The sequence below is a fragment of the Endozoicomonas sp. ALB091 genome (assembly GCF_049310265.1).
In the GTDB taxonomy this organism is placed as follows: Bacteria; Pseudomonadota; Gammaproteobacteria; order Pseudomonadales; family Endozoicomonadaceae; genus Endozoicomonas.
The window spans coordinates 82,775-107,878 of record NZ_JBLYNQ010000001.1; the positions used below are offsets into that span (position 1 = coordinate 82,775).

General features: G+C 50.1%; 23 protein-coding genes and 1 pseudogene. 12 read left to right on the forward strand and 12 right to left on the reverse strand.

Going from position 1 to position 25,104, the window contains the following annotated elements; genetic code table 11:
• Window positions 1-59 precede the first annotated feature (59 nt).
• Together ACO6UX_RS00310 and ACO6UX_RS00315 are read right to left on the reverse strand one after the other, a co-directional pair.
• Window positions 60-557 (reverse strand): hypothetical protein, encoded by a 498-nt coding sequence (locus ACO6UX_RS00310; RefSeq protein ID WP_422443796.1) that lies wholly within the window; start codon window positions 555-557, stop codon window positions 60-62.
• 38 nt (window positions 558-595) lie between these two features.
• Window positions 596-2,434, reverse strand: a complete 1,839-nt coding sequence (locus tag ACO6UX_RS00315; RefSeq protein WP_422443798.1) for a hypothetical protein — start codon at window positions 2,432-2,434, stop codon at window positions 596-598.
• Between the two features lie 313 nt (window positions 2,435-2,747).
• Here ACO6UX_RS00315 and ACO6UX_RS00320 point away from each other — a divergent pair, with 313 nt between their 5' ends.
• A complete protein-coding gene (locus ACO6UX_RS00320; RefSeq protein WP_422443800.1) occupies window positions 2,748-3,260 on the forward strand; it encodes a hypothetical protein in 513 nt (170 codons plus the stop codon).
• Here ACO6UX_RS00320 and ACO6UX_RS00325 read toward each other — a convergent pair.
• Genes ACO6UX_RS00325 through ACO6UX_RS00335 form a run of 3 tightly spaced genes read right to left on the reverse strand, consistent with a single transcriptional unit; the run spans window position 3,176 to window position 4,757 of the window.
• The gene (locus tag ACO6UX_RS00325) at window positions 3,176-4,024 is read right to left on the reverse strand and encodes a hypothetical protein (protein ID WP_422443802.1); all 849 of its coding nucleotides are present in this window, start codon (window positions 4,022-4,024) and stop codon (window positions 3,176-3,178) included. The two genes, ACO6UX_RS00320 and ACO6UX_RS00325, sit on opposite strands and share 85 nt — an antisense overlap.
• Before the next feature lie 26 nt (window positions 4,025-4,050).
• Window positions 4,051-4,425, reverse strand: coding sequence for a glucuronate isomerase (locus ACO6UX_RS00330; protein ID WP_422443804.1), 375 nt, complete (start codon window positions 4,423-4,425; stop codon window positions 4,051-4,053).
• On the reverse strand, window positions 4,404-4,757 hold the full coding sequence (locus tag ACO6UX_RS00335) for a glucuronate isomerase (protein ID WP_422443806.1): 354 nt from the start codon (window positions 4,755-4,757) through the stop codon (window positions 4,404-4,406). Before ACO6UX_RS00335 ends, ACO6UX_RS00330 begins: the two co-directional genes overlap by 22 nt.
• A gap of 48 nt (window positions 4,758-4,805) precedes the next feature.
• Between ACO6UX_RS00335 and ACO6UX_RS00340 the strand changes: the two are divergent.
• Window positions 4,806-5,324: pseudogene (locus tag ACO6UX_RS00340) on the forward strand (YgjV family protein).
• 132 nt (window positions 5,325-5,456) lie between these two features.
• On the opposite strand, the gene ACO6UX_RS00345 reads toward ACO6UX_RS00340, so the two are convergent.
• From ACO6UX_RS00345 to ACO6UX_RS00355, 3 genes are all read right to left on the reverse strand, one after another.
• Window positions 5,457-7,805 carry a TonB-dependent hemoglobin/transferrin/lactoferrin family receptor gene (locus ACO6UX_RS00345; RefSeq protein WP_422443808.1) on the reverse strand — a complete coding sequence of 783 codons (2,349 nt, stop codon included), beginning with the start codon at window positions 7,803-7,805 and terminating at the stop codon, window positions 5,457-5,459.
• A 254-nt stretch (window positions 7,806-8,059) separates the two neighbouring features.
• Window positions 8,060-9,709, reverse strand: a complete 1,650-nt coding sequence (locus ACO6UX_RS00350; RefSeq protein WP_422443810.1) for a hypothetical protein — start codon at window positions 9,707-9,709, stop codon at window positions 8,060-8,062.
• 114 nt (window positions 9,710-9,823) lie between these two features.
• Window positions 9,824-10,234, reverse strand: coding sequence for a thiol-disulfide oxidoreductase DCC family protein (locus ACO6UX_RS00355; RefSeq protein ID WP_146000143.1), 411 nt, complete (start codon window positions 10,232-10,234; stop codon window positions 9,824-9,826).
• A 229-nt stretch (window positions 10,235-10,463) separates the two neighbouring features.
• On the opposite strand from ACO6UX_RS00355, the gene ACO6UX_RS00360 reads away from it, so the two are divergent.
• From ACO6UX_RS00360 to ACO6UX_RS00385, 6 genes are read left to right on the forward strand one after another with little or no spacing between them, the layout of a single operon-like run.
• Entirely contained in the window at window positions 10,464-11,147 is a 684-nt protein-coding gene (locus ACO6UX_RS00360) for a TonB family protein (RefSeq protein ID WP_422443813.1), read from the forward strand.
• A gap of 35 nt (window positions 11,148-11,182) precedes the next feature.
• The gene (locus ACO6UX_RS00365) at window positions 11,183-11,938 is read left to right on the forward strand and encodes a MotA/TolQ/ExbB proton channel family protein (protein ID WP_422443815.1); all 756 of its coding nucleotides are present in this window, start codon (window positions 11,183-11,185) and stop codon (window positions 11,936-11,938) included.
• Entirely contained in the window at window positions 11,935-12,375 is a 441-nt protein-coding gene (locus ACO6UX_RS00370) for an ExbD/TolR family protein (RefSeq protein ID WP_422443817.1), read from the forward strand. Before ACO6UX_RS00365 ends, ACO6UX_RS00370 begins: the two co-directional genes overlap by 4 nt.
• Complete coding sequence (locus ACO6UX_RS00375; RefSeq protein WP_422443819.1) at window positions 12,372-13,286, forward strand: heme/hemin ABC transporter substrate-binding protein; 915 nt, start codon at window positions 12,372-12,374, stop codon at window positions 13,284-13,286. The genes ACO6UX_RS00370 and ACO6UX_RS00375 overlap by 4 nt, the downstream gene beginning before the upstream one ends.
• Complete coding sequence (locus ACO6UX_RS00380; RefSeq protein WP_209276391.1) at window positions 13,276-14,322, forward strand: FecCD family ABC transporter permease; 1,047 nt, start codon at window positions 13,276-13,278, stop codon at window positions 14,320-14,322. Before ACO6UX_RS00375 ends, ACO6UX_RS00380 begins: the two co-directional genes overlap by 11 nt.
• Before the next feature lies 1 nt (window position 14,323).
• Window positions 14,324-15,124: a heme ABC transporter ATP-binding protein gene (locus ACO6UX_RS00385; RefSeq protein ID WP_422443822.1), complete on the forward strand. Its 801-nt coding sequence runs from the start codon at window positions 14,324-14,326 to the stop codon at window positions 15,122-15,124.
• A gap of 55 nt (window positions 15,125-15,179) precedes the next feature.
• Here ACO6UX_RS00385 and ACO6UX_RS00390 read toward each other — a convergent pair whose 3' ends face one another.
• Window positions 15,180-16,730 (reverse strand): AAA family ATPase, encoded by a 1,551-nt coding sequence (locus ACO6UX_RS00390; RefSeq protein ID WP_422443824.1) that lies wholly within the window; start codon window positions 16,728-16,730, stop codon window positions 15,180-15,182.
• A 273-nt stretch (window positions 16,731-17,003) separates the two neighbouring features.
• Between ACO6UX_RS00390 and hutW the strand changes: the two genes are divergently transcribed.
• The 4 genes from hutW (at window position 17,004) to ACO6UX_RS00410 (ending at window position 20,767) form a co-directional block, all read left to right on the forward strand.
• A complete protein-coding gene (gene hutW / locus ACO6UX_RS00395; RefSeq protein ID WP_422443826.1) occupies window positions 17,004-18,383 on the forward strand; it encodes a heme anaerobic degradation radical SAM methyltransferase ChuW/HutW in 1,380 nt (459 codons plus the stop codon).
• Window positions 18,380-18,880: a heme utilization cystosolic carrier protein HutX gene (gene hutX / locus ACO6UX_RS00400; protein WP_422443828.1), complete on the forward strand. Its 501-nt coding sequence runs from the start codon at window positions 18,380-18,382 to the stop codon at window positions 18,878-18,880. Before hutW ends, hutX begins: the two co-directional genes overlap by 4 nt.
• A gap of 368 nt (window positions 18,881-19,248) precedes the next feature.
• Window positions 19,249-19,998 carry a hypothetical protein gene (locus ACO6UX_RS00405; protein WP_422443830.1) on the forward strand — a complete coding sequence of 250 codons (750 nt, stop codon included), beginning with the start codon at window positions 19,249-19,251 and terminating at the stop codon, window positions 19,996-19,998.
• Window positions 19,999-20,173: 175 nt separating this feature from the next.
• Window positions 20,174-20,767: a hypothetical protein gene (locus ACO6UX_RS00410; RefSeq protein ID WP_422443832.1), complete on the forward strand. Its 594-nt coding sequence runs from the start codon at window positions 20,174-20,176 to the stop codon at window positions 20,765-20,767.
• Window positions 20,768-20,823: 56 nt separating this feature from the next.
• Here the strand turns inward: ACO6UX_RS00410 and ACO6UX_RS00415 are convergent, their stop codons facing one another.
• The 3 genes from ACO6UX_RS00415 to ACO6UX_RS00425 all read right to left on the reverse strand — a co-directional run bounded on the left by ACO6UX_RS00415 (window position 20,824) and on the right by ACO6UX_RS00425 (window position 24,929).
• Window positions 20,824-21,921 (reverse strand): DegT/DnrJ/EryC1/StrS family aminotransferase, encoded by a 1,098-nt coding sequence (locus ACO6UX_RS00415; protein ID WP_422443834.1) that lies wholly within the window; start codon window positions 21,919-21,921, stop codon window positions 20,824-20,826.
• A 100-nt stretch (window positions 21,922-22,021) separates the two neighbouring features.
• Complete coding sequence (locus tag ACO6UX_RS00420; protein ID WP_422443836.1) at window positions 22,022-22,966, reverse strand: Gfo/Idh/MocA family protein; 945 nt, start codon at window positions 22,964-22,966, stop codon at window positions 22,022-22,024.
• 616 nt (window positions 22,967-23,582) lie between these two features.
• Window positions 23,583-24,929 carry an NCS2 family permease gene (locus tag ACO6UX_RS00425; protein WP_422443838.1) on the reverse strand — a complete coding sequence of 449 codons (1,347 nt, stop codon included), beginning with the start codon at window positions 24,927-24,929 and terminating at the stop codon, window positions 23,583-23,585.
• Window positions 24,930-25,104: the final 175 nt, after the last annotated feature.

Genomic DNA, 25,104 nt, shown 5'->3' on the forward strand with positions numbered 1-25,104 from the left:
AGATAAGAGTAGCGATCAAAGAAAGCAAAAATGAAATCATATGAGGGCTCTGCGTCTTGTCAGAACCTTGGTGTCCTGATTTTAGCCACCACCGACTCAAGATAGTTGACCATATCCGGGAACAGGGATTCACAAATGGCCTGATGCTCCTCTGTTTCTGTCTTTTTCAGAACCGTCTTCATCATACTGTGCAGCTCATCCTTCTCCTGATCACTGAACGAATAATGATGATCAGGTTCGTGGTGAAGGAAATCGACCATTTCTGTCAGCCCATAACTGAGCGCCTCAAGAACAATCTCCCGGTCAATCTCCCCCGACTCAAGCAATCCTGTTAACAGTCGCTTCACCTGACTTATCTCTTCATCAATATCGCAGGGATTCTTTTTGCCTGATATGGGTCCTGCTTCTGAGTTCAGGTAATTGTCTTTAATAAACTGCTTAAGCTCTCTTTCTTTAACGGTATCGGTTTCTGATACAGCAAGATCATCCTCGGTAAGACCAGGGCTTTCCCGGAACAGGGAAAAATACTTTTCCTGAAAATAATCATCGTAATCCATGATCAATCATCGCCTCTGTTAGCAGCTGCCAATAAGGATTATACCGGTAGCCCCCTGGCTTCAGGTTTATTGACTGGCAAGGACACTGAACGATCTTTTAATAACGCTTGATGCAACTTCAAAACATCGCGGTATTCAGCGTCTGACTGACCAGAGAGTGCACTGATAAATGGACTGGTGACCACTTGGGACAGCACACCCTGCGGATCCCGATGCAAACAGTAATGAGCCACTTTACCCCAGAGCGTTTTCGGCGCAGCATCAATGGATCGGCTTAAATATAACCGGAACCGGTTTAATGGATGGACAGAAATTTGATGTTCATCAGCGTAAGTGTCAAGACCACTGGCTGATTCGGACTCAGTTGCCGACTCCCGGATACCCTGTTCATAGGCCATCAGCTGCTCTTCTGAACCATCCGTGGCTTTTGATCTTCCGGAAAGATAAGACATTCCACTCAAAATCGTGATCATCAGCTCATTAATCACATTGGCTATCACAATGCTCTGAATTTTCCCCGGTTTAACGCCATCGGCAAACAGATGATCGGTCATCACCTGAACCCCCAGGGCCGCACTCCTGAATATGGCTAACCGAAAGAGGACAAAAAACAACCATGTCTTGGCCGGAGACACACCTTTGTCAATCATCCTGGATTGCACGCCAGCCCCCAGACCAAGAACAACCGTCTGTGCTAAAAGCAGGTCAGTAAACAGCTTTCGAGGATTACTTTGTTCGGCACTACCGGTAATAAAATACTCTCCCCCGGCAATGGCGGTAGCAATGATAAGCATCGACAGAATTTGACTGCCAAACACCTCCATCGCCCACATTTTCGCACTTAAGCAGCGTTTCTCAGTGGGATTTTCAATAAATTGGCTACTGACTCCCAAGGCATTCTTAGTGGTCTGAAAACCGAAGAAACTGGCCAGACTGAGGGTGATACCGGCATATTTGTACCTTTCCAATACCGGGTTATCCGACGGTGTTCCGATAACACTGGTACTGGGGAACCCCCTGGCTGTTTGTATTGCCGCCGCGGCTTCATCCCCGCCCAGAATCAGTCCGGAGCCAATACAGGTAGTGATAAAGACATGCAAAAAGGTTCGCAGGTCAAGCTCCGGATTTTTCGAGGCATGGCTCAGAGCCCCCCACAAACTTCTGAACAACATGCGGTAGGCTTCCGGCGGGCTGTTCCAATGGTCAAAGTCGTGTTCAAACAGTGCTGCCGGGATAGCGGCTCCGTTGGCAAAAACAGCATTGTGTGTACCATATCGACCACCATCATGACTGGCACGTTCCAGATGGGTCACTGCCGGAATAATAAAGTCGTTTACCTGCAGTGTTGAATCAACCACCTGATAGTTGCCAGCCGGTGAACCGGTGGATTCTGATGTTATCAGTTGATAATCCATAACCCGCCGCTGCCCGAAATCAAGAAGACAGTGAATGTTTCCCGTCCCATCTTCCCCCTCACCACTTATCCAGAAACCATTCGCCACACTTTGATAAATGTCACCTGACGTGTTTTTTACATTAACCATGATGTTTTCATCATTTCTGCAGATAAAGCAACCCGGTTTTGGCTTATTTAAAAAACAGGTGATCATTAATTTATCAGAGGTATTATTTTGGTCTTTTGATTGAATAACAAAGCTGACCGGACCTTCTTTTAATTTTTCTGCCATGCTTTCAATCTTGCTTCCTGGCCTGTCTTTCATTTCCATTCCGCGCAGGGTATCTTTCTGTCTGAGTTCAACCGCAATTTGATGGGGTAGTTTATCAACAAACTGCTGCAAGACACGCTCTACACCATTTAACTGTTCAATTGGTGTTAATGAAACAGCATTGTCTGGTAACTGAGTTTTAAGGCTCAAAGGAAACCCTGATTCTATCATACCGATAACATCTCAATTTATTTTTAAGACAGGAATAGCGACCAAAGATCCCAGAAGCCAAAATCCCACAGTGTGAAAATAGCTATAACAAACAAAAGCACAAGTTTTTATATATATAAAACGTGACTTCTGACTTATACCTGACAATGACAGTTTTGTGCCCTTCAGAATCAGGCGGTAGTACTATCGAATTCTATAAGTAGCTGGCCATATCCTGTAAATTCTGGTTATTCCACAAGTAGCCGATAACACGGTAGCCAAATACCTTTATCAGATTCAGGATGAACACATCATGGACAAGGACAGCCCCGGCAACGGCTCTACCCGACAAAACGATCAGGCCATGTCCGGGATAAAGAAGCGAAGCATCATCTCTCAGCAGGAGGTAAAGCGGACGTTACTGTCCAGTGCAGATTTCACCCGTCCGAAAGTAAAGCCTCTGGCAGAGAGGCTGGTCAGCCAGAAGCCAGCCAATCTGACAGAAGCATTGCAGCCACTGAAACAGGGTGTCGATTACGCCTCTGACCTTATTCACCGCCTGCAAAATACTCAACCTTCTGCGCAAGATGACAGGCGGCAACACGCAAACCGCATCACAGACACCATTCACTTGCTGGAAGGTATGCAAAAAGCCCTTGAGAAAGAGACAAAAGATCTGTTCAACGCACATAGCCAGACAGAGACAGGACAGCAGAACGGGACTTCTGACAGCCATGCCCTCTATCTGGAGTCATCAACGTTACTGAATACACTGCAATCGTATATTAGAACGTTAGAAAAGATGAAGTCGACGTCTGTTGAATAGGCTTCGGTGACAATGGCACCTTTGTCAGCAAAGCCCAGGTAAGACTGGACATCGGCAAAGCTCTCTTCCGTCATGGCCGGTACGATGCGATCAACCATGGTGCATGGGAAGGCCACGTGTTCACGAATCCAGGCGGCCAGCTCTTGATCCATCGCCTCTGCCATCTGAATGACCGCTGCCCGGGCACGTTTGCCATTGTCAGGTACGTTGTCACAGCTTAATACCGTAAAGGGCAGTCGTCCCTTAGCCTTACGCTGTCCCAGTGCCGCAACAATCACCCCCAGTGCCGTCTTCGGGTTATGGGTATTTTCCAGGTCATGGGCGATCAGCGGGTTGTCGATCATCAGTTCGCCGGTTGCCGGGTTCAGGCAGTAGCCCTTTTCGGTAATGGTGAGAGAGACAATGCGTGTGGTCTCTGCCGACATAATCTCCAGCAACGGCCTGCGGTCTTCCTCAACGGCCAGTGACCGGGCGATGGCCGTGGCAAGTTTTACTGTACGGGAGCCGTCCGGATTCATCTCGGTAACGGTGTAAGCGTTGTCCTGCTCCTGCAGTTCCTGAACCAGCTCCTGACCGCCAAAAATGTTGGCTGCACAGATTCCCCAGTGGAACGCCCCGGTAGCGGCAATGGTTTCATGGGTGTACAGCGCCTGGTGAGCACGGTGGAAAGCACCCAGGCCAATATGAACAATACCGGCGGTCAACTCGGTGCCGTCGTAGCCATTGGCTACGATTTTTTCGTGTTGCAGCTTTTTATTAATCATTGCAGCATCTCTGGTTGTTAATGCTATTACAGGCGATAAGCTTTTTTGGCCAGTCCACTGGTCAGCTCAAGGGCCAGGTCAAAGGCTTCTTCTTCGGTAATGCGGTGCTCACACACCAGAGATGCCAGGAAGTTACAATCCACACGACGGGACACATCGTGACGGGCCGGAATACTCAGAAATGCACGGGTATCGTCGTTAAAACCAACGGTGTTATAGAAACCAGCGGTTTCAGTCACCATCCGGCGGTAACGCATCATGCCTTCCGGGCTGTCGTGGAACCACCAGGCGGGTCCCAGCTTCAGTGCCGGGTAATGACCTGCCAGTGGTGCCAGTTCCCGGGCATACGCATCTTCATCAAGTGTGAAGAGGATGATGGTCAGATTCGGGTCATTGCCCACTGAATATCCTCGCTGGTCCGTTCCGCCAGCAGCGTCATGTGCGCGGCAAAATCCGGATGCTCAGGGTCCGTTACCGAGTCGGGACGGAACGTCGTGATCACCCGGCCTTTCCAACCACTGTCGTTAATACGCAGGTGACTCTCCAGCGTGTCCACTGCAGTTTCGGTGGTGGCCAGAACGTCAATATTGAATCGTTCATAGAGACTGCGTGGCAGGAAGGCGTCGGTTTTCAGCTGTGCATCGATGTGTTCGTAAATTGACCGGGCGTTTTTACTGTTCAGTGGCTGATCAACACCCAGCACTGTTTGGCTTCTGATTACCGTTATGTACAACAGAATCTCCTTCGGGGGATTCTGCCATTGATTAACAGAGAAACCGTGATGTTTATTGCCCAGCTTGTTGGTGGCTTTGCCTTCCTGATCGGCATCATGGCCTTTTGGCAAAAAGATGATGTGAAATTCCGCTATCAAATGACTGCCTTCAGCCTGGTGATGGCACTGCACTTTGTTCTGATGGGGGCAACCGTTGCGGCAATAGGTGCGGTTATTAATAGCCTGCGCAGTTATGCATCGGTAAAAAGTCAGTCAAAAATTCTGATGGCCATGTTCATTGTTTTGCTGATCGGCCTGACACTGCCCAATGTCGAGCAGTGATATGAAGTTCCGACCATTATCGGTTCGGTTGTTGCCACCTGGGCCCTGTTTTCCACCCGTGGCATTCCATTACGATCACTGATCCTTTTGAACTCCTGCTGCTGGCTGGTGCACAACCTGTTGACCGGGTCTGTTGGTGGCAGTCTGATTGAGGCAACGTTTGTGGTTACTAATAGCATTACCATTTATAAGCTTTATAAGGCAGCTGTTGTATCAGTACCGGTAATTCAGGAAGTTAAGCTATAGGGAACTCGGCTTTCCTCGTTCCCACACTCCGTGGCTAATGCATACCTGCACCAAGCGGTTTTTCACTTCCCATGAAAATGCAAAAGTTTGGGTATACTCCCACGAGGGACCGTGGGAGTGAGGTCAGAATGCTTAAATATCCCACTTCACGCTGACAGAGAAGTTACGGCCTGGCTGAGTGTAGCGGTTAAGTTCAGGATCGCCAAAACTACGACCACGGACATCTTCCAGTAACCAGTACTTTTTATCAGTGATGTTAAACAACCCGGCTCTTAACGTAACATCCTCCACAGGACTGTAATAAGCCGTTAGATCTACAAGCCCATAACCTGCCGGATTAAACTGGGTTTTACCTGTTGGCACTTCGGAGTCACTGACATCAGAGTCACTTTTACCTTTAACCAACGTCCAGGCAAGCTCACCACCGTAGTTTCCGGAAAGGTCATCATAGCCAAGACCGATCACAGCAGTTATGGGTGCAACACTGTTCATCTTTTCATCATTTTCTTTATCTTCACCATCAGCATACGCAAGAGACCCTTGTAGTGTTGTTCCCATAGGGGCACCGATTGTTTCGTCAAGCCATAATTGACCCCTGAGCTCTACACCTTGAATCTCAGCTTTACCAATATTCTGTGCTTGAGTGATTCCTCCGGTGTATGTTTGGTCACTCATATCAGTGAATGTATCTATGAAGTTTGAGTAGCGATTATAAAAAGCTACAACTTCAAAACTACCTCTATGATTATTACCTCTTAAACCAAACTCAACAGACTGACTCTCTTCTGCTTTTAAGTCCGGGTTTGATATAGTTTTATAGGGTTTACCATCGAAGCCTACACCCTCATGGGTATAGTACATATCGTATAAGTCCGGTGCTTTAAACCCTTGGCTATACTGACCGAAAACGGAAAGCTCATCACTCAAGTTATAAACAGCACCAAGTCGGTTAGTCAGCTTATTCCCTGTACTTTTTTCCAGCTTATCCCCTCCTGGAGAATACTTATAGCTGTCAAATCGTACCCCGGGGGTTAACAGCAATCGGTCAGTTAAAGTAATTTCATCCTGAACAAAAAGGCCATATGCCAGCTTATCAACACTTGGAATGTACGTTTTGTCAGCAGGATCTTTCCCGGTCTCGTAACTGATATTTCTGTTTTCTGTTTTTACATCATTGACATCAAAACCATAAACAAAGCTATGCTCGGTATTGCCTAACTGAACCTGTTTATCAAACTGAGTCGCCAGCTGAATGCTTTTTTCTCCATAGAAGTAAACTTTCTTACGGTCATTGTATCTACTTGTGGCCGGGATCCAGGTCGTCTGGTCCATCTTTGAATCTTGCCAGTCCAGCTGGGTTCTCAGACTATCAAAAGCAGTGAGACCTGCCTCCCATTCATGAAAGGCACCAATGCGCTTACGGCTGGCAATATCTTCGCCTGTTGTACCGCCTGGCAGCAGTTTTTCTCCTGACTTCAGCTTAACCTTAGTCTTAGCGTCCAGGTATTCACCAGTCAGACCAACTCGATGATCATCGTTCACCTGATACTGTAATTTACCCAGAAAGTTATTGCTGCCAGTATCCAGAGGATCAGCAGCGCCTCTTGCATTACCTTCAATATCTGCACCACTATGAGTTTCCAGTTCTTCAACATCTCTTCGGGTATAGATCAGCATACTTTCAAGATCACCTGTACGATTTGCCAGGGTGAAAGTTTCTGCAAAGCCATGATCTGCACTGGTATAACTACCCTTTACCGAAGCAGTAGTATCATCACCATCAGACTTCAGGTAATCAGAGGGATCTTTTGTCTGATAAGCAACAATACCCCCAATAGCATCACTTCCATAAAGGCTTGATGCAGGCCCTTTAACAACTTCCACAGCTTTAATGGCATCAATATCAATAAAGTTTCTTTGTGAACGCTGGTAAGTAAAACCAGAGTCAAACTGCTGCGGCTGGTCTATGCCATCCACCATAATTTTAACCCGGTTGCCTTCCATACCCCGGATATTAAAACCTTCAGACCCGGTACGACCATCGGAACCAACACTGATGCCCGGCTCGTAACGAACCAAGTCTCTGATATCGGTAGCCAGCTGTTTTTCCAGCTGTTCTTCGTCCATAACTACGATCGTTCCAGCAATATCTTTCAACTGCTTCTCAGAACGTGCAGCGGTTACCGTAACCTGATTCATCAGCGTCGGCTGATATTTTTTATCGGTGCTTTCTGTGGCAGTTTCAGCCAAAACAGGCGAGGTGTGCGCAAGAGAAACGGTGGCCGCCATCACAGCCAGCGCCAGCGTATTTTTTGAAAACCTCATGAATTTCAATCTGTACCAGTGTGGGCTGTGACAGCCACCAATTGCCTTCTGACAGTCGCCAATGACCGCCTGCTTCTTCTGATTCTCATGCTGAAAAAAATACGCAATGAGAATAAACAACGGCGGGATAATAATTATAAAAAATATCAAATGCAAATCATTATCATTAAGTTTGATATGATCACAGACGACTACGGTTGTATTTCACGCAGAGCGAGGCTATATGGGTATTAGCGCTTTCCTGAACTAGGAGGCTGTCCGAGAATAGCGCCCGTAGCGAGGATGGCAGAAAATTGAGGATAAAAATTCCGTTTTGTGAGGTGAATAGCGGGGCTATTTGCCGAACAAAACGGAATTTTTAGACCAATTTGCTGCCACCGCAGTAGGGCAGTCTATTATCGGACAGCCTCCTAGTCTTTGGGAACATCATGACACCGTTGATTCTGATAGGGTGATGTTTTGAATTTTTTGAAATCATCAACAACCATCTGACGGGTAACCTCGCCCAGGCTCTTTCCCTCATCTTTCAGGCGCTGCTTGACTCGCTCCCAGCGATCAGGGGTCAGTGAGCCAATGATGTCACCGGTTATGTTATTTACTAACTGATACCGGTCTTCATAAATATGGAGGCGGACCCTTTCAGTGCCCCGGTTAACCACCAGATTGTTACGGTCAGTTTGTTGCCACTCATTTCTTTGCAGGGTTTGCCGCTGGGCTTTGGTCAATGTTTGTTTCCCTTGCAGTGCCAGCACCAGCTGGAAATCCTCCTCTGCCATGTCCAGAATCGCATCTTCATCAATGGTGACTTCAGGGTGATCCTGTTTCAGTTTTGCCACCAGTGCCCGGCGCTCCTGATCCTGGGGTGAGGGGGTTGTGGTGCTCAGGCGCTTGCCTTTTCTGATGGTCTGTTGCATTTCAGCAAGCTGCGCGGGATACAAATGGCTTGAGTCACTCAGGCGGTCGTAACGGGAAATTGCTTCGAAACTTTCAGTGATTCTTTCCACTTTTCCCGTGATGATCATGATGTTTTGTCGTGTCTTTTGCTGATCCGCAGCACTGATATCGGGCATTTTCAAAATGAATTGCAGGCTTACCAGTTGTTCTCTCAGTGCGTCAAAGTAACCGTACAGATGGTCGTCGTCGCCCCCCTGTAACTGATTGGGCATCACCGGCTTGTTGGCATTGATCAAACCCCGCAAAAAGTTGGCGCGATCATTGACGTCCTTTGCGGTTCTTGCCTTGTGCAATTGTTGCAAGAGGTGATTGCACTCGTCGTGATAGCCCTTGATCAAAAAGTGTTTTATCTCTTCGAGATGGACACTTATCTGATTTTGCAGCTGATCAAACGTCTGTGGGCTTGTTGAAGCTTCGTTGCACAGAGCACTGCGCACTGCTGCTTGCCACAGCGCAAACTGCTTTATCAATGCCGGTCCGTAACGTTTCTGATAGGCGCTTGTAATGGCGTTTATTTGGGCATTGATGCGCTCCTGCCTTGCTTCCAGCTGAGCACCTGTACTGGAGCCCTTATCGACTTTAGTCAGCTGGTCAGCCACTTGCTCTGACTTTATAGCCCACTTTTTAACCTCGTCGAGCAGGAAGATTTTCCCTGATGGCAGTTCTGCTGCTCTGCTGCCACCTACTGCACCCGCCACGGGCAAGGAATGTTCATCTCTGGCAGATGGAGGACTCAGTTCAGAGCCTAGCGCAGACGCATCCCCAAGCCTTAGAACGGGAGGCCGGAGTATGAGGGTCCGGTTCCTCGGTGGCTCTATCGTGACGGTTTTACTGCCAGAAGCTCCCCCGCGCTGGTGGAAGTGGAAGAGGGTGGCATTCACTGGTGGGGGGACGAAGTGATCCCAATGGGTGAATGAGGACAGGTCACATTGATGGTGGTGGGTTTTGGTCTGGCAATAGCCGGAGCCGGGCACGTCAGCCAGGCAGCATTGCCTGAAGAAGGCGGTCACTTCCTTTCGAATCTCCGCCAGGCGGGCCGAAGGGGCAGTAGAATCTGAAACGCCAACGCTGAATTTGGAAACCAAAGGCAGGTTCATATCTAGCATACAGATACTTCCATAATTAACTGTTGAGATACAAGCCCATACGCTGGTTCAGTTCCTGTTTATGGCTTGAGATGTAACTTTTAGATACCCGGTTGGAAAAATAGTTCCCGAGTACTAGGGTTTATTACACTCATTTTTACCCAGTATTGGCCCCAGGCGGCGGGATAAGCCATGACGGTTCTTCGCAAACAGTTCGTAGCCAAAATCAGCAATACAGGCAACACCCGGCCAGCGTAAAGGGGCAACCAGGCATCCCATACCTACAGCTTCCCAGGCCGCCAGGGTTGCATCCACCCCCTTGACTACACGGCCATCAGCCAGCTTCGCGTGAATAACCCGATCCAGTTCTGCCAGGTCAAATTCCGGGTATTTTTCCTGAAAACCATCCTGTCTGATATCAACCAGCTTCAGTAAACCTTTGCGGTTCTTTTTCGCCAGATGATCGACTTCACGCATGCACAGCGGGCATTCTCCATCGTAGAAAAGCGTAACAGGCAGGGATATTTCTTTTCTTTTTAGCACCATAACTGCAATCACCGAAGGTAAATGATTTTTCGAGAATGTAAGCAACCTTTAATAAACGTTTTTTTGCCAATTTTACGGCCCGGGCAGTGCTCCAGATCAAACAATTGGCGGATATTACTTATTAGCACAAACAATGCGAATTATTATCATTCATGTTATTGAACACCTTTTATGCTTCGAGTAACCTACGCTGCTGTTAGGTCATTCAACACTATTATCGCTCCTGGTCATGCCTAAAAAAGCTTTCTTCACATTGCTGATATCCGTTGCGGCCCATGTGGCGGTGGTGGTTGCGCTGGACCACCAGGAATCTGAGCCCAGAACCATTTATATGGGTTCTATCCAGGCACCGGTTTCCGTGAGCTTTGCCACGGTCAGCCAGCCGGAACCGCCGGTCAAAGAGCCGGTTGTTCAGGAAGAACCTGAGCCTGAACCAAAGGTAGTCCAGAAACCGATAGAGAACGCCAGGCCCGTTCTTGAAAAGAAAGCACCCAAGCCAGAGCCGGTAAAGAAAAAACCGGAAAAAATCACCGAAAAGTCCAAACCCGTTGAGAAGACCAGGCCTGAAGTGACTGAGCCGGTGATGGCAAAAACCGTGACTGAGAGAAGCCCGTCCCCCGGACTGAGCAACGAGCCCGTGATGGTGAGTGAACCGGAAATCCGTGACTGGGTTCAACCCCGCTACCCGAAACTGGCGCAACGGAGAAATCAGCAGGGCGTGGTGATGCTCGATGTAATTGTTGATGAACGGGGTCACCCGATCACCATCGATATTCTTGAGTCATCCGGCTACCCCGTGCTGGACAGGGCAGCCATTGATGCCGTTAAGCGCTGGTCATTCAAGCCCGAGCAACGTAATAGCCAATTTGTGAAATCCCGGGTGCATATTCCCGTCGCATTTGAAATCAGTTGATTCAGCAAACCATTTACTACTGAGCAGGTAACGCCATGTTGACAGAACACCTTGCATCACTGGGGATCATGGCCTGGCCATTACTGATCACCTCTTGCCTTGGACTGGCCATGATTCTTGAGCGGCTGGTGACCTATGCCCTGCTGCCCTCCATGAACCGCAAGGGGATGACCGCACTGTTTAATGAAGTGCGTCAATGCTGTGGCAGCGATAAGCAGGCACAAAGCAAGGACAATCTTTGCCAGGATCTTAGCCAGGGCAAAGGCATTCGTCAGGGGGTTGCAGTGCTTCTGAGCCACAGCACCTGGGAAAAGTCGATGCGTGAGGAAGTGGCTGGCCTGTGGCTGCTGAAGCAGAAGCGTAGCCTGAATGCCTGGCTGAAGCCATTGATGCTGATTGGTGTGCTGGCCCCTATGCTGGGTCTGCTGGGTACCGTATTGGGTATGATCGATATGTTCCGTGATATTGCCGCCGTGGCCGGTCCGGTCACTCCGGATATTCTGGCTGCGGGTCTGTGGCAGGCGATGTTCACCACCGCATTCGGTTTGATCATCGCAATTCCAGCCCTGGCGGCGGCTCACGGTTTTGGTGTCTGGGCTAACCATTATCTCTCCAAGCTGGAGTTTGCCCTGAATCACACTAACCTGCTGCTGGAAGGCCTGACGATGGACGACGACGGTTTAGCCACTTCGCCTTCAGCACCTGCTGTTAAGAGTTTGACGGAAAAGGGTAGTGCCAGCTCAGAGACTGGCCAGCCAGACGTCCTCCGTGCCGGAGCGGTAGCGGCATGATTCGCATCAACGATATTGATGAAACCAGTGCATCACTCTCCATGGCGGATCTGACGCCGCTGCTGGATGTGGTGTTTATCGTCATGGTGTTTCTACTGTTCACCGCCAATGTACAGACCCTGAGCCTGCCGGTGGAACTGCCTCAGGCAACCCGGCAGGAGGCGTCGGTCACCACGGCCCCAAAAACGCTGACCGTCAGTATTCTGGAACAGGGTGAGCCCTGGGCTATTGGTGAACAGAAGTTTGAGCAGTGGGAAGTGTTCGCTACCACTTTGTTGAAACAGGTGAAAGAAGCTCCCGGTACCACTGTACTGATTGCCGGTGATAAAGATGCCCCCCTGGGCAATCTGGTCAAGCTGATGATGTTTTTCAGCCAGCACAAGATTGACGCTGCGCAGGTGCTGATGGAACAGGAAGATGGTAAAGGCGAACCATGAAGAAAACGTTTAAACCACTGTTGGCCGCCCTGGTGGCTGTTTCTGCTGCCATGGGTGGCAACGCTGCACTGGCGCACGGATCACACGACAATCAACGTATTGTCTCTGCTGGCAACGGGGTAACCGAGATTATCTATGCCCTGGGTGCCGGTGATCAGGTGATTGCCGTTGACCAGACCAGCACCTGGCCCCTGGAAGTCAACCAGTTGCCCAGGCTCGGCTATCATAAACAGCTGTCTGCTGAGGGGATTCTGGCGCTTGGGCCTACCCTGCTGATCGGCACTGAAGACATGGGCCCAACGGCAACCCTGACCCAGTTGAAAAGTGCCGGTGTTGCGGTGGCAGCCCTGCCCCTGGAGCATACCGCTGACAGCATTGAACATCAGATCAAGTCACTGGCCGGTATTCTTGGTAAAGAGGAACAGGGCGAAGCGCTGTGGGACGACATCGAAGACTCCCTGGATGAGGCGCAAGCCATGGCCAGTGCTTATCAACAACAGCATGAAAAGAACGTACCGGTCCTGTTTGTCCTGACCATGGGCGGGCGCTCCCCAACCATCGCCGGTACCGGCACTGCGGCTAATGCGATCATTGGTCTGGCAGGGGGATACAACCCCGCAGCAGAGCAGTTTAAAGGGTACAAGGCACTGTCCAATGAAGCCATGCTGCTGCTGGCACCCGAGGTCATCATTTTTCCGGGCTCAACCAGTAACCCGGATATGACACCGGCAAAACTGCTGGAACAGATGCCCATCCTGAAGCAGACGCCTGCTGGCCAAAACGGCCGGGTGGTCGCCATTGATGGCAATATGCTGCTAGGCGGCCTCGGCCCAAGAACGGGGGATGTTGCACTGTCCCTGGCGAAATCTTTTTACTTAGACCAAGGTAATCCATCCTCCAATGAGTCGTAACCATCAGGGGGCACTGCTGTTAACCGCGCTGGCAATCCTGCTGCCAGTCGTGGTGATTGTGTCCATTGGCGTGGGCGCTGTGCCCATTCCCGCAGGTGATATTCTGACCATACTGTTTGACCGGCTGGGTTTGTCCGACAGCACCATCAGCAACCAGTCTGCGCTGATTATTGAGTCCATTCGTTTACCCAGAACACTGCTGGGGCTGATTGTCGGTGGCTCGCTGGCGGTCGCCGGTGCCTCCATGCAGGGCCTGTTCCGAAACCCGCTGGCGGACCCCAGTATTGTCGGTGTCTCCAGCGGTGCGGCCCTGGGTGCGGGTATTGCCATTGTCCTGGGTGGTCTGCTGTTTGCCGGTGCTCCATCCCTGGTGCAAAGCTACAGCGTTTCCATTCTGGCTTTTGTTGGCGGGGTACTGTCCACCTGGCTGGTGTATAAAGTCGGTACCACCAGCAACGGCACGTCGGTGGCAACAATGCTGCTGGCCGGTGTGGCGATCAATGCCCTGGCCGGTGCCGGGATGGGGATGTTGAACTACGTTGCGGACGATACCATGCTGCGCAACCTGACCTTCTGGCAGATGGGCAGCCTGGGGGGCGCTACGTGGGATCTGGTGATTATCTGTGCCACGCTATTAATCCCGGTGGTCCTGATTCTTGGCCGTTATGGCCTGGTGCTGAACGCGCTGCTGCTGGGTGAGTCGGAAGCTCGCCACCTGGGCATTGATGTCCAGAAGGTCAAGCTGACCCTGATTTTCCTGACAGCCCTGGCCGTGGGGGTTTCCGTTTCCGTCAGTGGTTTTATCGGTTTTGTGGGACTTGTGGTTCCTCATCTGATTCGCCTGGCGGTTGGCCCGGACCATCGTATTCTGTTGCCAGCCTCGGCCATGCTGGGCGGTATTCTGTTACTGGTAGCGGATATGCTGTCCCGCACCATTGTCGCCCCGGCAGAACTTCCCATCGGTATTGTCACTGCCCTGATGGGTGCCCCTTTCTTCCTGTCACTGTTGTGGCAGCAACGTAAAAGGATTGTCTGATATGGCCTCTGGTAAGGAAAGCGCAGCGGTAAACACGCTGGAAGTTCGGGGCGTATCGGTGCAGATCGGAGACAGGCACCTGCTTCAGGACATTAATCTGACCCTGAAGCCCCGGGAAGTGGTCTCGGTGCTTGGCCCAAACGGTGCCGGTAAAAGCACCTTGATGAAAGTGATCAGTGGCGAGAGAAAACCTTCCAGCGGCGAAGTGCTGCTTAATGGTCGCAGTGACTGGCCATTGAACCATCAGGCATTGATGCTCGGTGTGTTGCCGCAGTCATCCTCGTTGAGCTTTCCCTTTACGGCGGAAGAAGTCGTTCTGCTGGGCCGCATTCCCTGTGCCAGTCACCATGATGAAAACCTGATGATTACCCGGGAAGCGCTTAACAAGGTTGATGGCTTACATTTGCAGGATCGTCATTACACCACCCTCTCCGGTGGTGAACGCCAGCGTGTGCATATGGCGCGGGTATTGGCTCAGATCTGGGATGAAAGCCCTTATGGTCAGCGCTACCTGTTGCTTGATGAGCCTACATCGGCACTGGACCCGGCCCATCAACAGCTGACCCTGAAAATGGCCAGGCAGGAAGCAGACCAGGGCATCGGCGTGATGGTTATCATGCACGACCTGAATCTGGCCGCGCGCTATTCTGACCGGATTGTGATCCTCAGAAATGGCAGGATAGCTGCAGAAGGCACACCCCATCAGGTTCTGACCCCGGAAACGATTGGACAAGTGTTCGATATTGAGGTCAGTGTATCTGAGCACCCGGCCTATCACTGCCCGCTGGTTGTGAACCATTAATTGGCCGTTTAAGTGATGGCCTGACGATGCAGCGTCAGGCCCCAAACAACCAGCGCTACCCTCCTGCCAGCACCGGCTCTCCGTTCCATTGTTCGACCTTATTCCCGGAAGAAATCCGGCTCTTTGCCGCAAGGCCATGGGCAAACGTCTCAAATACCTGGGATATATATTTTTCCAGGGAGCGCAGTCCCGGGTCTTGATCCGTTTCAATAAAGTCATGAATCATGTCATGACCGCTCTGTGGTAAGGTGAAATCGGCAAAAAGCTTACCCGCCGACTGATAACGCCTTTCCTTATTGGGAATCATGGTTTCAAAGGCAATTCTCTGTTTCGCGCTGGTATCGAAACCGTCAAATACGACTTTATCCAGTCTGGAGGCAATGGCCTCAAGCTCAGGATCGTGGGTGCTTAATTCATGAATATCACGGTTACCGGCAAGAATGATGGTCTCAGGCAAACGTACTTCTGTTTTCAAATAAGGACTGTAGTAAGAACGATTGGACGGATCGAGCAGCTTCAACATAAACGACAGTACATCTTTGCTTTTCTCGTTTCCGGAGATGAAGAGCCGATCAAACTCATCAATCAGCAGAACCTGATTATGGTGATTAATATCCTGGCTTGAATCGGTACGGGCAACAATCGCATCCAGAATTCTGCCAGCCCTGGCATTGGCACTTTCAAACGGGGTTCCGACAATATCATCAATGGAGGCACCATCGAGATTGACAATGGCAAGGTTAGTCCCCATCGCTTCCGCCAGCTGTTTGGCTGCATGGGTCTTGCCGGTTCCGGGTGCGCCCAGGAAATAAATCGGGTAATGGCTATCATGGATTGAGGAATCGGTCTGCTGGTAAATCAGCTCGGAATGGACAAACCGTTTTAACCGTTCGCCTACGTGGGTTGGGTAGTCCTGCAAGGCTTCCTCAATTTTCTCTTCATCGTACACCAGTGCTTTGGAGTAAAACGGAAGCCTTAATGCTTTATCCAGAATTTTCTGCAACCGGTTGAGTGCTTCGCCGCCAGGGCTTCGCCAGAAACTGTAAAACAGCTCATCCTCGATGTAATGTTGTGTGCGTTTGTCCAGCAATGCTTTCTTGGCACCATAGGCCAGAATCAAATTCTCCTCGGCCAGCTTGGGCGCAAATATTCCGTAATAAACATTCATGGTAAATGGAACAGATGTCGCCACTATTAATGTGCCGACCATCGTAAAAGACACGTAAGCTAACAGGTTAGTAAAATCCGAGCTGGTCCTCACAAATTGGTAAATGGCTCCTTTGTACGAAAATGCTGTTCCAGCAATAGCAAAAGCAGGAACATAAAACGCCAGATAGGGTAACGACTCATAGAGAGAGTACTCCTTCAGTACCCAGTTGTACTGCCGTTTTGCTTCAGCCCAGCCTGCCCTTACCTGAGCTTCAATGGGTTGTCCCCCATATCCGGGGGCATTCAGACGATCAAAGAAACGGTTGTTTGCCATATATTGCCTGACATAGCTGATGTGTAATTTATCCGGTGTTACCGCAGTCTCATCTGCCAGGGCAATGGGACACAAAATAAAGGAGACTAAAAAGGAAATACAAAACTGCCTGAACTGCTTCATCAATTTAACCTTATTAACTTTGTTCGATTTGCGCAGTTAGACAATATTTTCCTGATCAAGGTTCACAGGCATGAACTAATCCAATGATTGCGGTAATTCCGGTGACCATTCACATCCCGGAAATGGCCTGCATGGTCGTCACGTAACCACAACAGTCCCACAGTGGTAAACCGAAGTTTTTCACCTGAAATCTGTTGATCTGTATCAATTGCACACCACCTTACAAATCAAAATAATAATAATTCTCATTTTGCTAGTTAGAACGATCCGATTATGGTTGCCAGACACACCCTGGGTCCCGAGCTGACCGGGATATCATCCCCTGATCCACTGAAGTTTGCCTTTACCGGCAAGAAGTCAGCCCACACCCACAGCGGCTCCATTCCGGTTCCTGCCGGGCAGACTCAGGCTATGTACCGGCAACTTATGGATAGCCCTGCTAACCCACAGCTGCTCACGGACAGTAAGCGACTGGCCTATATTCATATTCCTTTTTGCAGAACCCATTGCTCTTACTGTGGCTTCTTTCAAAACACCACCAAAAAAGATGAAATTGCCCGCTATGTCGACTATCTGGAGCGGGAAATTCGCCTGTCGGCACAGGATGCCTGGACTCAGGGAGGCCTGTTCCATGGCGTCTATTTTGGCGGCGGGACACCCACCGACCTGACCCCGGAGCAGATTATTCGCCTTGGCAATGCAGTATGTGAGTCCCTGCCACTGGCCAACGATGTTGAGATGACCTTTGAAGGCCGTTTTCATGGCTTTGATAACGACAAAATCGCAGCCTGCCTGGAATCCGGGTTTAACCGCTTCTCCCTGGGGGCACAGAGTTTTAATACCACCATCCGCCGCCGCATGAGCCGGATCGACTCCGGTGAATTCCTGCTGGAAAGGCTGGACTATGTCAGCAGTCTGAACAATGCAGCCGTCGTCGTAGACCTGATGTTCGGTCTGCCGGGCCAAACCCTGGATGACTGGGAGCAGGATCTGCACACCTTCCTGCAATCCAAAGCCCATGGTGTCGATCTTTATCAGCTCATTCTGCTGGGTTCCAGCCGGATGAAGCAGTCGATTGACAATGGCTCCATGCCCGAGCCGGCCAGCTCACCGGAGCGTGCGGAAATGTTTCGCCGGGGCGTTGATATCCTCAGTTCCCGCAACGTCGGTCGCCTGACTGTCAGCCACTGGGGACGGGATACCCGGGAGCGGAATATCTACAACCACGGGGTAAAATCCGGTGCCGAAATCATGCCGTTTGGTTCCGGTGCCGGTGGCAACTTTGCCGGGCACAACGCCATGAGCCTGAGAACACTGCCCGCCTATTACGAGGCCCTGGATGCTGGCCAAAAGCCCCTGATGATGATGAGCAAAGCCACGGGTAATAAACCGCTGCTGGGCACCATCGGCTCCGGTTTTGACCGTGGCTGGCTGGAAATCGGCAAGCTTGACCATGTTGCTGGTGCAGGCATGAGCGAGCACTGCATGCCGCTGTTTGACGCCTGGCAGGACAATGGCCTGGCCACCATTCACCATGGCATTCTCGATTTGACGCTGCCCGGGCAATTCTGGAACGTCACCATGCACCAGGCCCTGATTAATTTTCTTGAACAACATCCTTTTGCTGGAAAAAACACGGAGAAAGCTGCATGACTCTGGCTCAACAGGTACAGGATATTCTGACCGGAAACCCGGCCATTTTACCGGCAGATATAGCTAACCAGCTCAATGCCAGCGAACTGGACGTGATTCAGGCCATGCCCGCTGACATGGTGACATTGATTGATGCCAGCCATTACCTGGATGTCCTGCGGGATATCAAAACCTGGGGCGAACTGACGCTGGTGATTGATGTGGATGGTTCAATTTTTGAAATGGTTGGCCATTTCCCGAAAGGGGGTGAAAAGTTCGGCTATTACAATCTGAGCGACCGCCGGACACCGCTGAAAGGACACCTGAAGCTGGATAATGTTGCGGTGATCGCCCTGGTCAGCAAGCCCTTCCATGGTGTAGCAACCCGCTCGGTGCAATTCCTGAGCAAACAGGGCCGTATGTTGTTCAAAGTTTACCTGCGTCGGGATAAAGAGCAGAACTTTTTGCCGGAACAGCTGGAAAAATTTGAGGCGTTGAAGAGACTCTCTGCCGCCTGATGATCTCCCTGGTAACACGGGTACTGCTGGTTACCGGGATTTAAAACTTGCGTCTGTGATCTTCCTCCTGAGGCCTCCGTCACCACCCGGAGGCTGGCCGGGAATAGCCTGCGAATTTGCAGCAAAACCTGGGAACCCAATGTCTGGTTGACTCAAATATTGCAAGAATGGTGTCCGGGAGGAACTTTTAACAGAAAGAACAGTCTCAAGGCAGAATTCAATAATTCCATAATCTAATGGATATACCTGCCTGCTCTGATTCACACGCTATTGCTTGTTGCTTTCAGGATACCGCTTCGTCTGGACCTGGTACATCGGGTCAACTCTTCTTCCGTGAAATAGCAGAAGCAGCAAGTATTCTATGTGCCATGGGTACTCATAAAACTAATGAACGCCACCTTCAGCAGCCAACGAAATCTTTTCACAATGCATTGAATGATTCCCGGTTTGAAAACAGATCGATCGTCATCGCTTATAACGATAATGAAGAAGATCAACCACGTCACTTACCGGCAACAACAGGATCGCAGAATAATGATCCTGCCCCCGTGTATATTCCTGAAAATGAACGGTTTTCAATCTATTCTCTGTTAGGGTTAGGGGGTGAAATTCATTCATCAGACGATTTAGCCTTGGCAAGAGTTGATGAGTCTGATGAACGTTGCTCCTTACCCATTGAGCACGAAAAGGAGCCTCGTAAAGCGCTCACCGATACACAGCACCGAAGGGAGCGCTATAAAAATGACCCTTCCTACGCCGAGCAACTCAGGAAGAAAAGCAGGGAACGTTACCGAAATGATCCCGCTTACGCAGAGCGCCAAAGGAAGCGCCAAAGGGATCGCAAAAGAGAGCGCTACCACAATGATCCCGTTTACGCAGAACACAAAAGGGAGCTCAAAAGAAAGCTTCGCAGAAATCCCGTTTATGTAGAATTCGAAAGGAAGAAAAACAGGGAACGCTACCAGAATAATCCCGCTTACCGAGAGCGCCTAAGGGAGCGCCAAAGGGAGAGCAGAAGGCTGCGCTACCACAATGATCCTGATTTCGCAGAGCGCAGAAGAGAAGCGTCACGAAGATACCGCTTACGCAAAGCACAAAAAAATGCGTCACCAGAATGATCCCTGTTTTGCCAATAGATAAGTAGTTAACCAAATGAAATCATATTAAAAAGCAATTCTAAATGAACTTTTGCAAAATAATTCAGTCAAATAGACGTATCCCCTGTTTGCCGCAGCATTACTGCCATAAAAATTGTGGGATATAAATAACTAATATTCTGAGGATATAAGACATATGAATGTCTCTCATCGTACTCCACCGGTGATCAAACAGCCACAACAAGTGGAACATCGGTCGGCCGGTTATGGCTGTGATTTTCACGCTGTTAAAGAAACTGCTAAAATTTCGAGTGGCTATGGTGCTATCGGTGCCTTCGGCGGTTACATGGGGGGTGCATTAATATCCAAGTGCCAAATCGCTTATGCCTTCCTCGGCATACCTATTGGTTTTGCCAGTCTTGCCTGTCCTGTAGCCACCTTTATTGGCATCTCTAGTCACTGCGCTTGCGTCAAGAAACTTCCGGAACGACAGATCGCCATCTGTACTGAACCAGTCTCCCACACTGGTGACAAGCAACAGAGCTCGGAGCAACCATCGGTATCATCTCCACCATACTGGGATCCCAACAGCATGGCTCCTCCACCGTATCCGGGAGAGGGAGATGCATTCATCTTCATAGATCCCTCATCGTATTCGTTCGTTTGTAGCAAATGCACAGCTCCCATTCAGTCTCAGCCAGGATTGCAGAGTTCTTTTGATGACTCATTCCAAGTTTTCAAACAGCCTCTGGTATCGTGGGAGGGGGATCAGCAGGGGGCAATTTCTTAGGGTCTGCTTTGACTTGACGAAAAGGCTCTCTTGCCATAACTGAGATGCTTAAATAATTAATGCATCACTTTAATCAATGTGCTGGCAACGGTCTTGGTCTGGCTTCTGGTCATACCAGGATATATTGGCAGTGAAAGACAGTGTTCGGATAACTGCTCACATACGGGTAGTTCATGTTCACCGTCTTTACCTGCCAATGCCCTTTGCTTATTTAGAGGCAACGGGTAATAAATAGCACTGGCAATACCTTCACCGGCAAGGCGCTTCCTGACCATATCCCGGCCAGTGGGCAAAACAACCGTAAACTGATGATAAATATGTTCCTGCTGCCCATGAGGAAAGAGTACCTCACTATCGTTCAGGAATTCTCGATACCATTGTGCCACCTGTTGTCGCTGAGCATTAAACACCTCTATATGCTCCAGCTTGACTCTTAACAGGGCCGCCTGAATTTCATCCAGACGACTGTTGTAGCCCGGGCACTCATGGTGGTACTGGTATGCACTGCCGTGATTTCGTAGCATCCGTACCGTTTCGGCGACTTTTAATTCGCTGGTAATGACCAGACCACCATCACCAAATCCACCAAGGTTTTTACTGGGGAAAAAACTGAAAGTACCGAGCAAACCGAAATTGCCGGTTTTTCGGGATTGATAACCAGCACCAAAGGATTGTGCACAGTCTTCCAGCAGGATTAAACCATGACGATCACAGACGGCCTGAATCTCCCGAAGCGCTGCAGGTAAACCAAAAAGATGGACAACCAGCACAGCCCTGCAACGGGAAGTGATACTTCGCTCCAGCTCAAGGGGGTCAATATTGAATGTCTCTGAGTCTATATCAACCAGAACGGGCGTTGCCCCCACCTGGATAATGGCCTCCGCTGTGGAAAAAAAGGTAAAACCCGTGGTTAATACCTCATCTCCCGGCCCTATACCGGCAGCATGGAGAGCAAGAACAAGTGCATCGGTACCATTTGCACAACTGATGGCGTACCTGGCTCCGAGGTAATGAGCGACCTCCTGTTCAAAAAGCTCCACTTCTTTCCCCATGATAAAACGACCACTGCGCAATACTTCCAGCGCTTTTTTTTCTAACTGCGCCTGAATTGGCCGATGCCATGCCTGCACATCCACCATTGGGATAGTATTCATTTTTTTTTGATTCATGGTGCCCCTTTTACACTCAATAAAACGGTACCGATTATTCGCTATATGGTTATTTTATCCTTTGCCAGCCGTTCAACGTTTGCTGTCAGAGGCTTACACCCGTCTTATGAATAATCTCCGAAATTCTATTCGCGGCATGCAACGCATCTCGACCATCTTCACCGCTGACCTTTGGGGGGCTTGCAGCAATAACACTCAGAAGAAAGTCTTCAATCTCCAGCCTGAGCGCATCACTGCCCTCATAACTCTGCTCCTGACATTCGATGGCCGGAACCCCCGGATGCAACTCCCCTTCACCTTTGAAGAAATGGCTGACTTTCAACGCTTGAAAATCAACGCAGATACAGGAGCATTTCTGGAAAATCCGCATTTTCCTTTTGCTTTTCTGACTGATTCGACTGGCGGTCACATTGGCAACACAGCCATTGGCAAACGACAAACGGGCCTGGGCAATATCAATGGTGTCTGACAAAACCGCACTGCCATTGGCCGCAATATCCAGTATCGGGGAATCCACCATATTCAGAATAATATCCAGGTCATGAATCATCAGATCCATAATCACATTGATGTCCATGGATCGTGGCTTGAAGCTGGACAGGCGGTGAGACTCAATAAACCGGGGCTGGTTAACCTTGTCGGCAACGCACCGCAGTGCTGCGTTGTAGCGCTCCAGAAAGCCAACCTGGAGGATCAGTTGTTGCTTCCTGGCCAGCTTAATCATCTCTTCAGCCTGGGGTACATTGCTGGCAATGGGCTTTTCCACCAACACATGCACGCCCGCTTTCAGAAAGTCACTGGCTATGGCGTGATGCAGGGCGGTAGGAACAACAACACTGACGGCATCAACCTGCCCGATCAGGTCCCGGTAATTACTGAAATAATGGGTGTTGCAGCTGCTGGCAACCTGCTGGCCACAGGTCTCGTTGATATCGGCAACGCCCACAAGGTGGCTGGATGCCAGCCGGGCATACTTCTGAGCATGAAATTTACCGAGATAACCCGCTCCAATCACTGCCGTTCGTAGCATTTGCTGGCATCACTCTCTGGCTTATGGGAACGCCGCCACTCTGAACAGTATTGACCCGGTTATGGAATTGGTATTAAAACGATATTCCCTGATCAAGGTTGTCGATGAATAGAAGCAGTAAAGAAAAGATAGACAGAAATTGCAGTTCTGCTAGAAGAAGAGGAAGAAATGGGGCAGAAAGTGAAAGGCAGCGAGGCACGCTGCCTTAGCCCGGATATTTCATAAACTGCCCCGAATCTCGCGCCGGACTTTGTCGCTCTAAGGGATTTTGTGAGGGAGCGCCGTACCGGGGAGTACGGTCGACTGAGCAAAACTCCCTTAGAGCGACAAAGGACAAGCGAGAGTGAGAGCACGTTTATGAAATATCCGGGTGAGGATGCTGACCAAGAATAGACTGCCGCAATCAGCTGCGCTTGCCTTATACGCTCACCTCGGCATGTTTATGACCACCGATAGCAGTTCTGTAGTCCAGCTCAATCTTGTTGATGACGCGGTCACCATCGAGCAGACACCCAGAAATACGGCGGTTTATTGCTATGAAAAGAGATTACAACACGTAACCACCCGACCATTTGCAGCCATATTCACTGACTGCCCATGGCCGGGTATGACTCAATCAAATCCCGAAAAAAATAAATTTCAGAACAAATAATGTGGCCAGAATCCACATACTGATACTGACTTCACTGGTCCTTCCCGCCAGCAGTTTTACCAGTGGGTAAGCGATAAACCCGAGAGCAATGCCGTTAGCGATGGAAAAGCTCAGCGGCATCATAATGGCGGTAATCAGTACCGGACCCGCTTCCGTCAGATCATTCCAGTCAATGTTTGCCAGACTGCCTGCCATCAGCACGGCAACATAAATCAGGGCACCGGCTGTCGCATAGGCGGGAACCATGGCCGCCAGTGGCGAAAGGAACATGCAGAGCAGGAACAAAACACCCACAGTGACGGCTACCAGGCCTGTTCGTCCACCGGCTGCGACACCTGAAGCACTTTCTACATAGGATGTCACCGTCGGTGTTCCCATCAGGGCACCTGCCCAGGAAGCGGTGCCATCGGTAACCATCGCCCGGTTCATGTTGTGCATCTTGCCATTCTCGTCAGCCAGACCAGCTTTATCGCCAACGGCAATCAACGTTCCGGTGGTATCAAACAAATTCACAAACATGAAAGCAACGATAACGCCCAGCATCTCGGGTTTCAGGGCACCCATGATATCCAGTTTACCAACCACAGGTTCAAGGCTCGGTGGGGCGGAGTATATTCCCTGAAAGGCGATATCCCCAGCCAGAAGGCCTATGCCCGAAACAACGACAATGGCGGTCAGCACCGCTCCCTTGAAGCCACGGTAAGCCAGCCCCAGAATCAACAGCAGGCTCAAACAGGCCATCACCGGGCTGAACTGGGTAATATCACCCAGCGTGATAATAGTACCCGGGCTGGCCACCACAATACCGGCATTTTTCAGACCAATCAGTGCGAGGAAAAGGCCAATACCGGCGGTAATACCCACTCGCAGACCTTTCGGAATGCTGTTGATAATCCACTCACGGATTTTGAACAGGCTCAGCAGCATAAAACCGATACCCCCCCAGAAAACGGCACCCATCGCCTGTTCCCATGAGTAGCCCATACCCAGCACAACGGCATAGGCAAAGAACGCATTCAGGCCCATACCGGGTGCCAGGCCTACGGGCCAGTTGGCATACAGGCCAATAGCGATGGAGCTCAAACCGGCGACAATACAGGTAGCCGCAAACAAAGCACCTTTATCCATACCGGCATCGGCAAGCATACCCGGTATCACAAACACCACGTAACACATGGTGACAAAGGTGGTGAAACCGGCCACCAGCTCGGTTTTTACCGTTGTGTTATGTTCCTTAAGCTTGAATAACCGCTCGAGAAACGTGGGCTTCTCATCGGCCAAAGGCAGTGGTCTTGTATCCGCTCTATTCATAGAGGCTCTAATCCTGTTGTAGAAAATTTTGAGATCCCGGTCATACGGAAGCAGAGCCTCCCGGATTCAGGTACCTGTATTCTGTCGTGAAAATCGTTACCCAGCCTGGCAAGACTAACAACCTGGACTGGAACAATGCAAATTTCTGACTATATAGTCAATAAAATTCACAGTT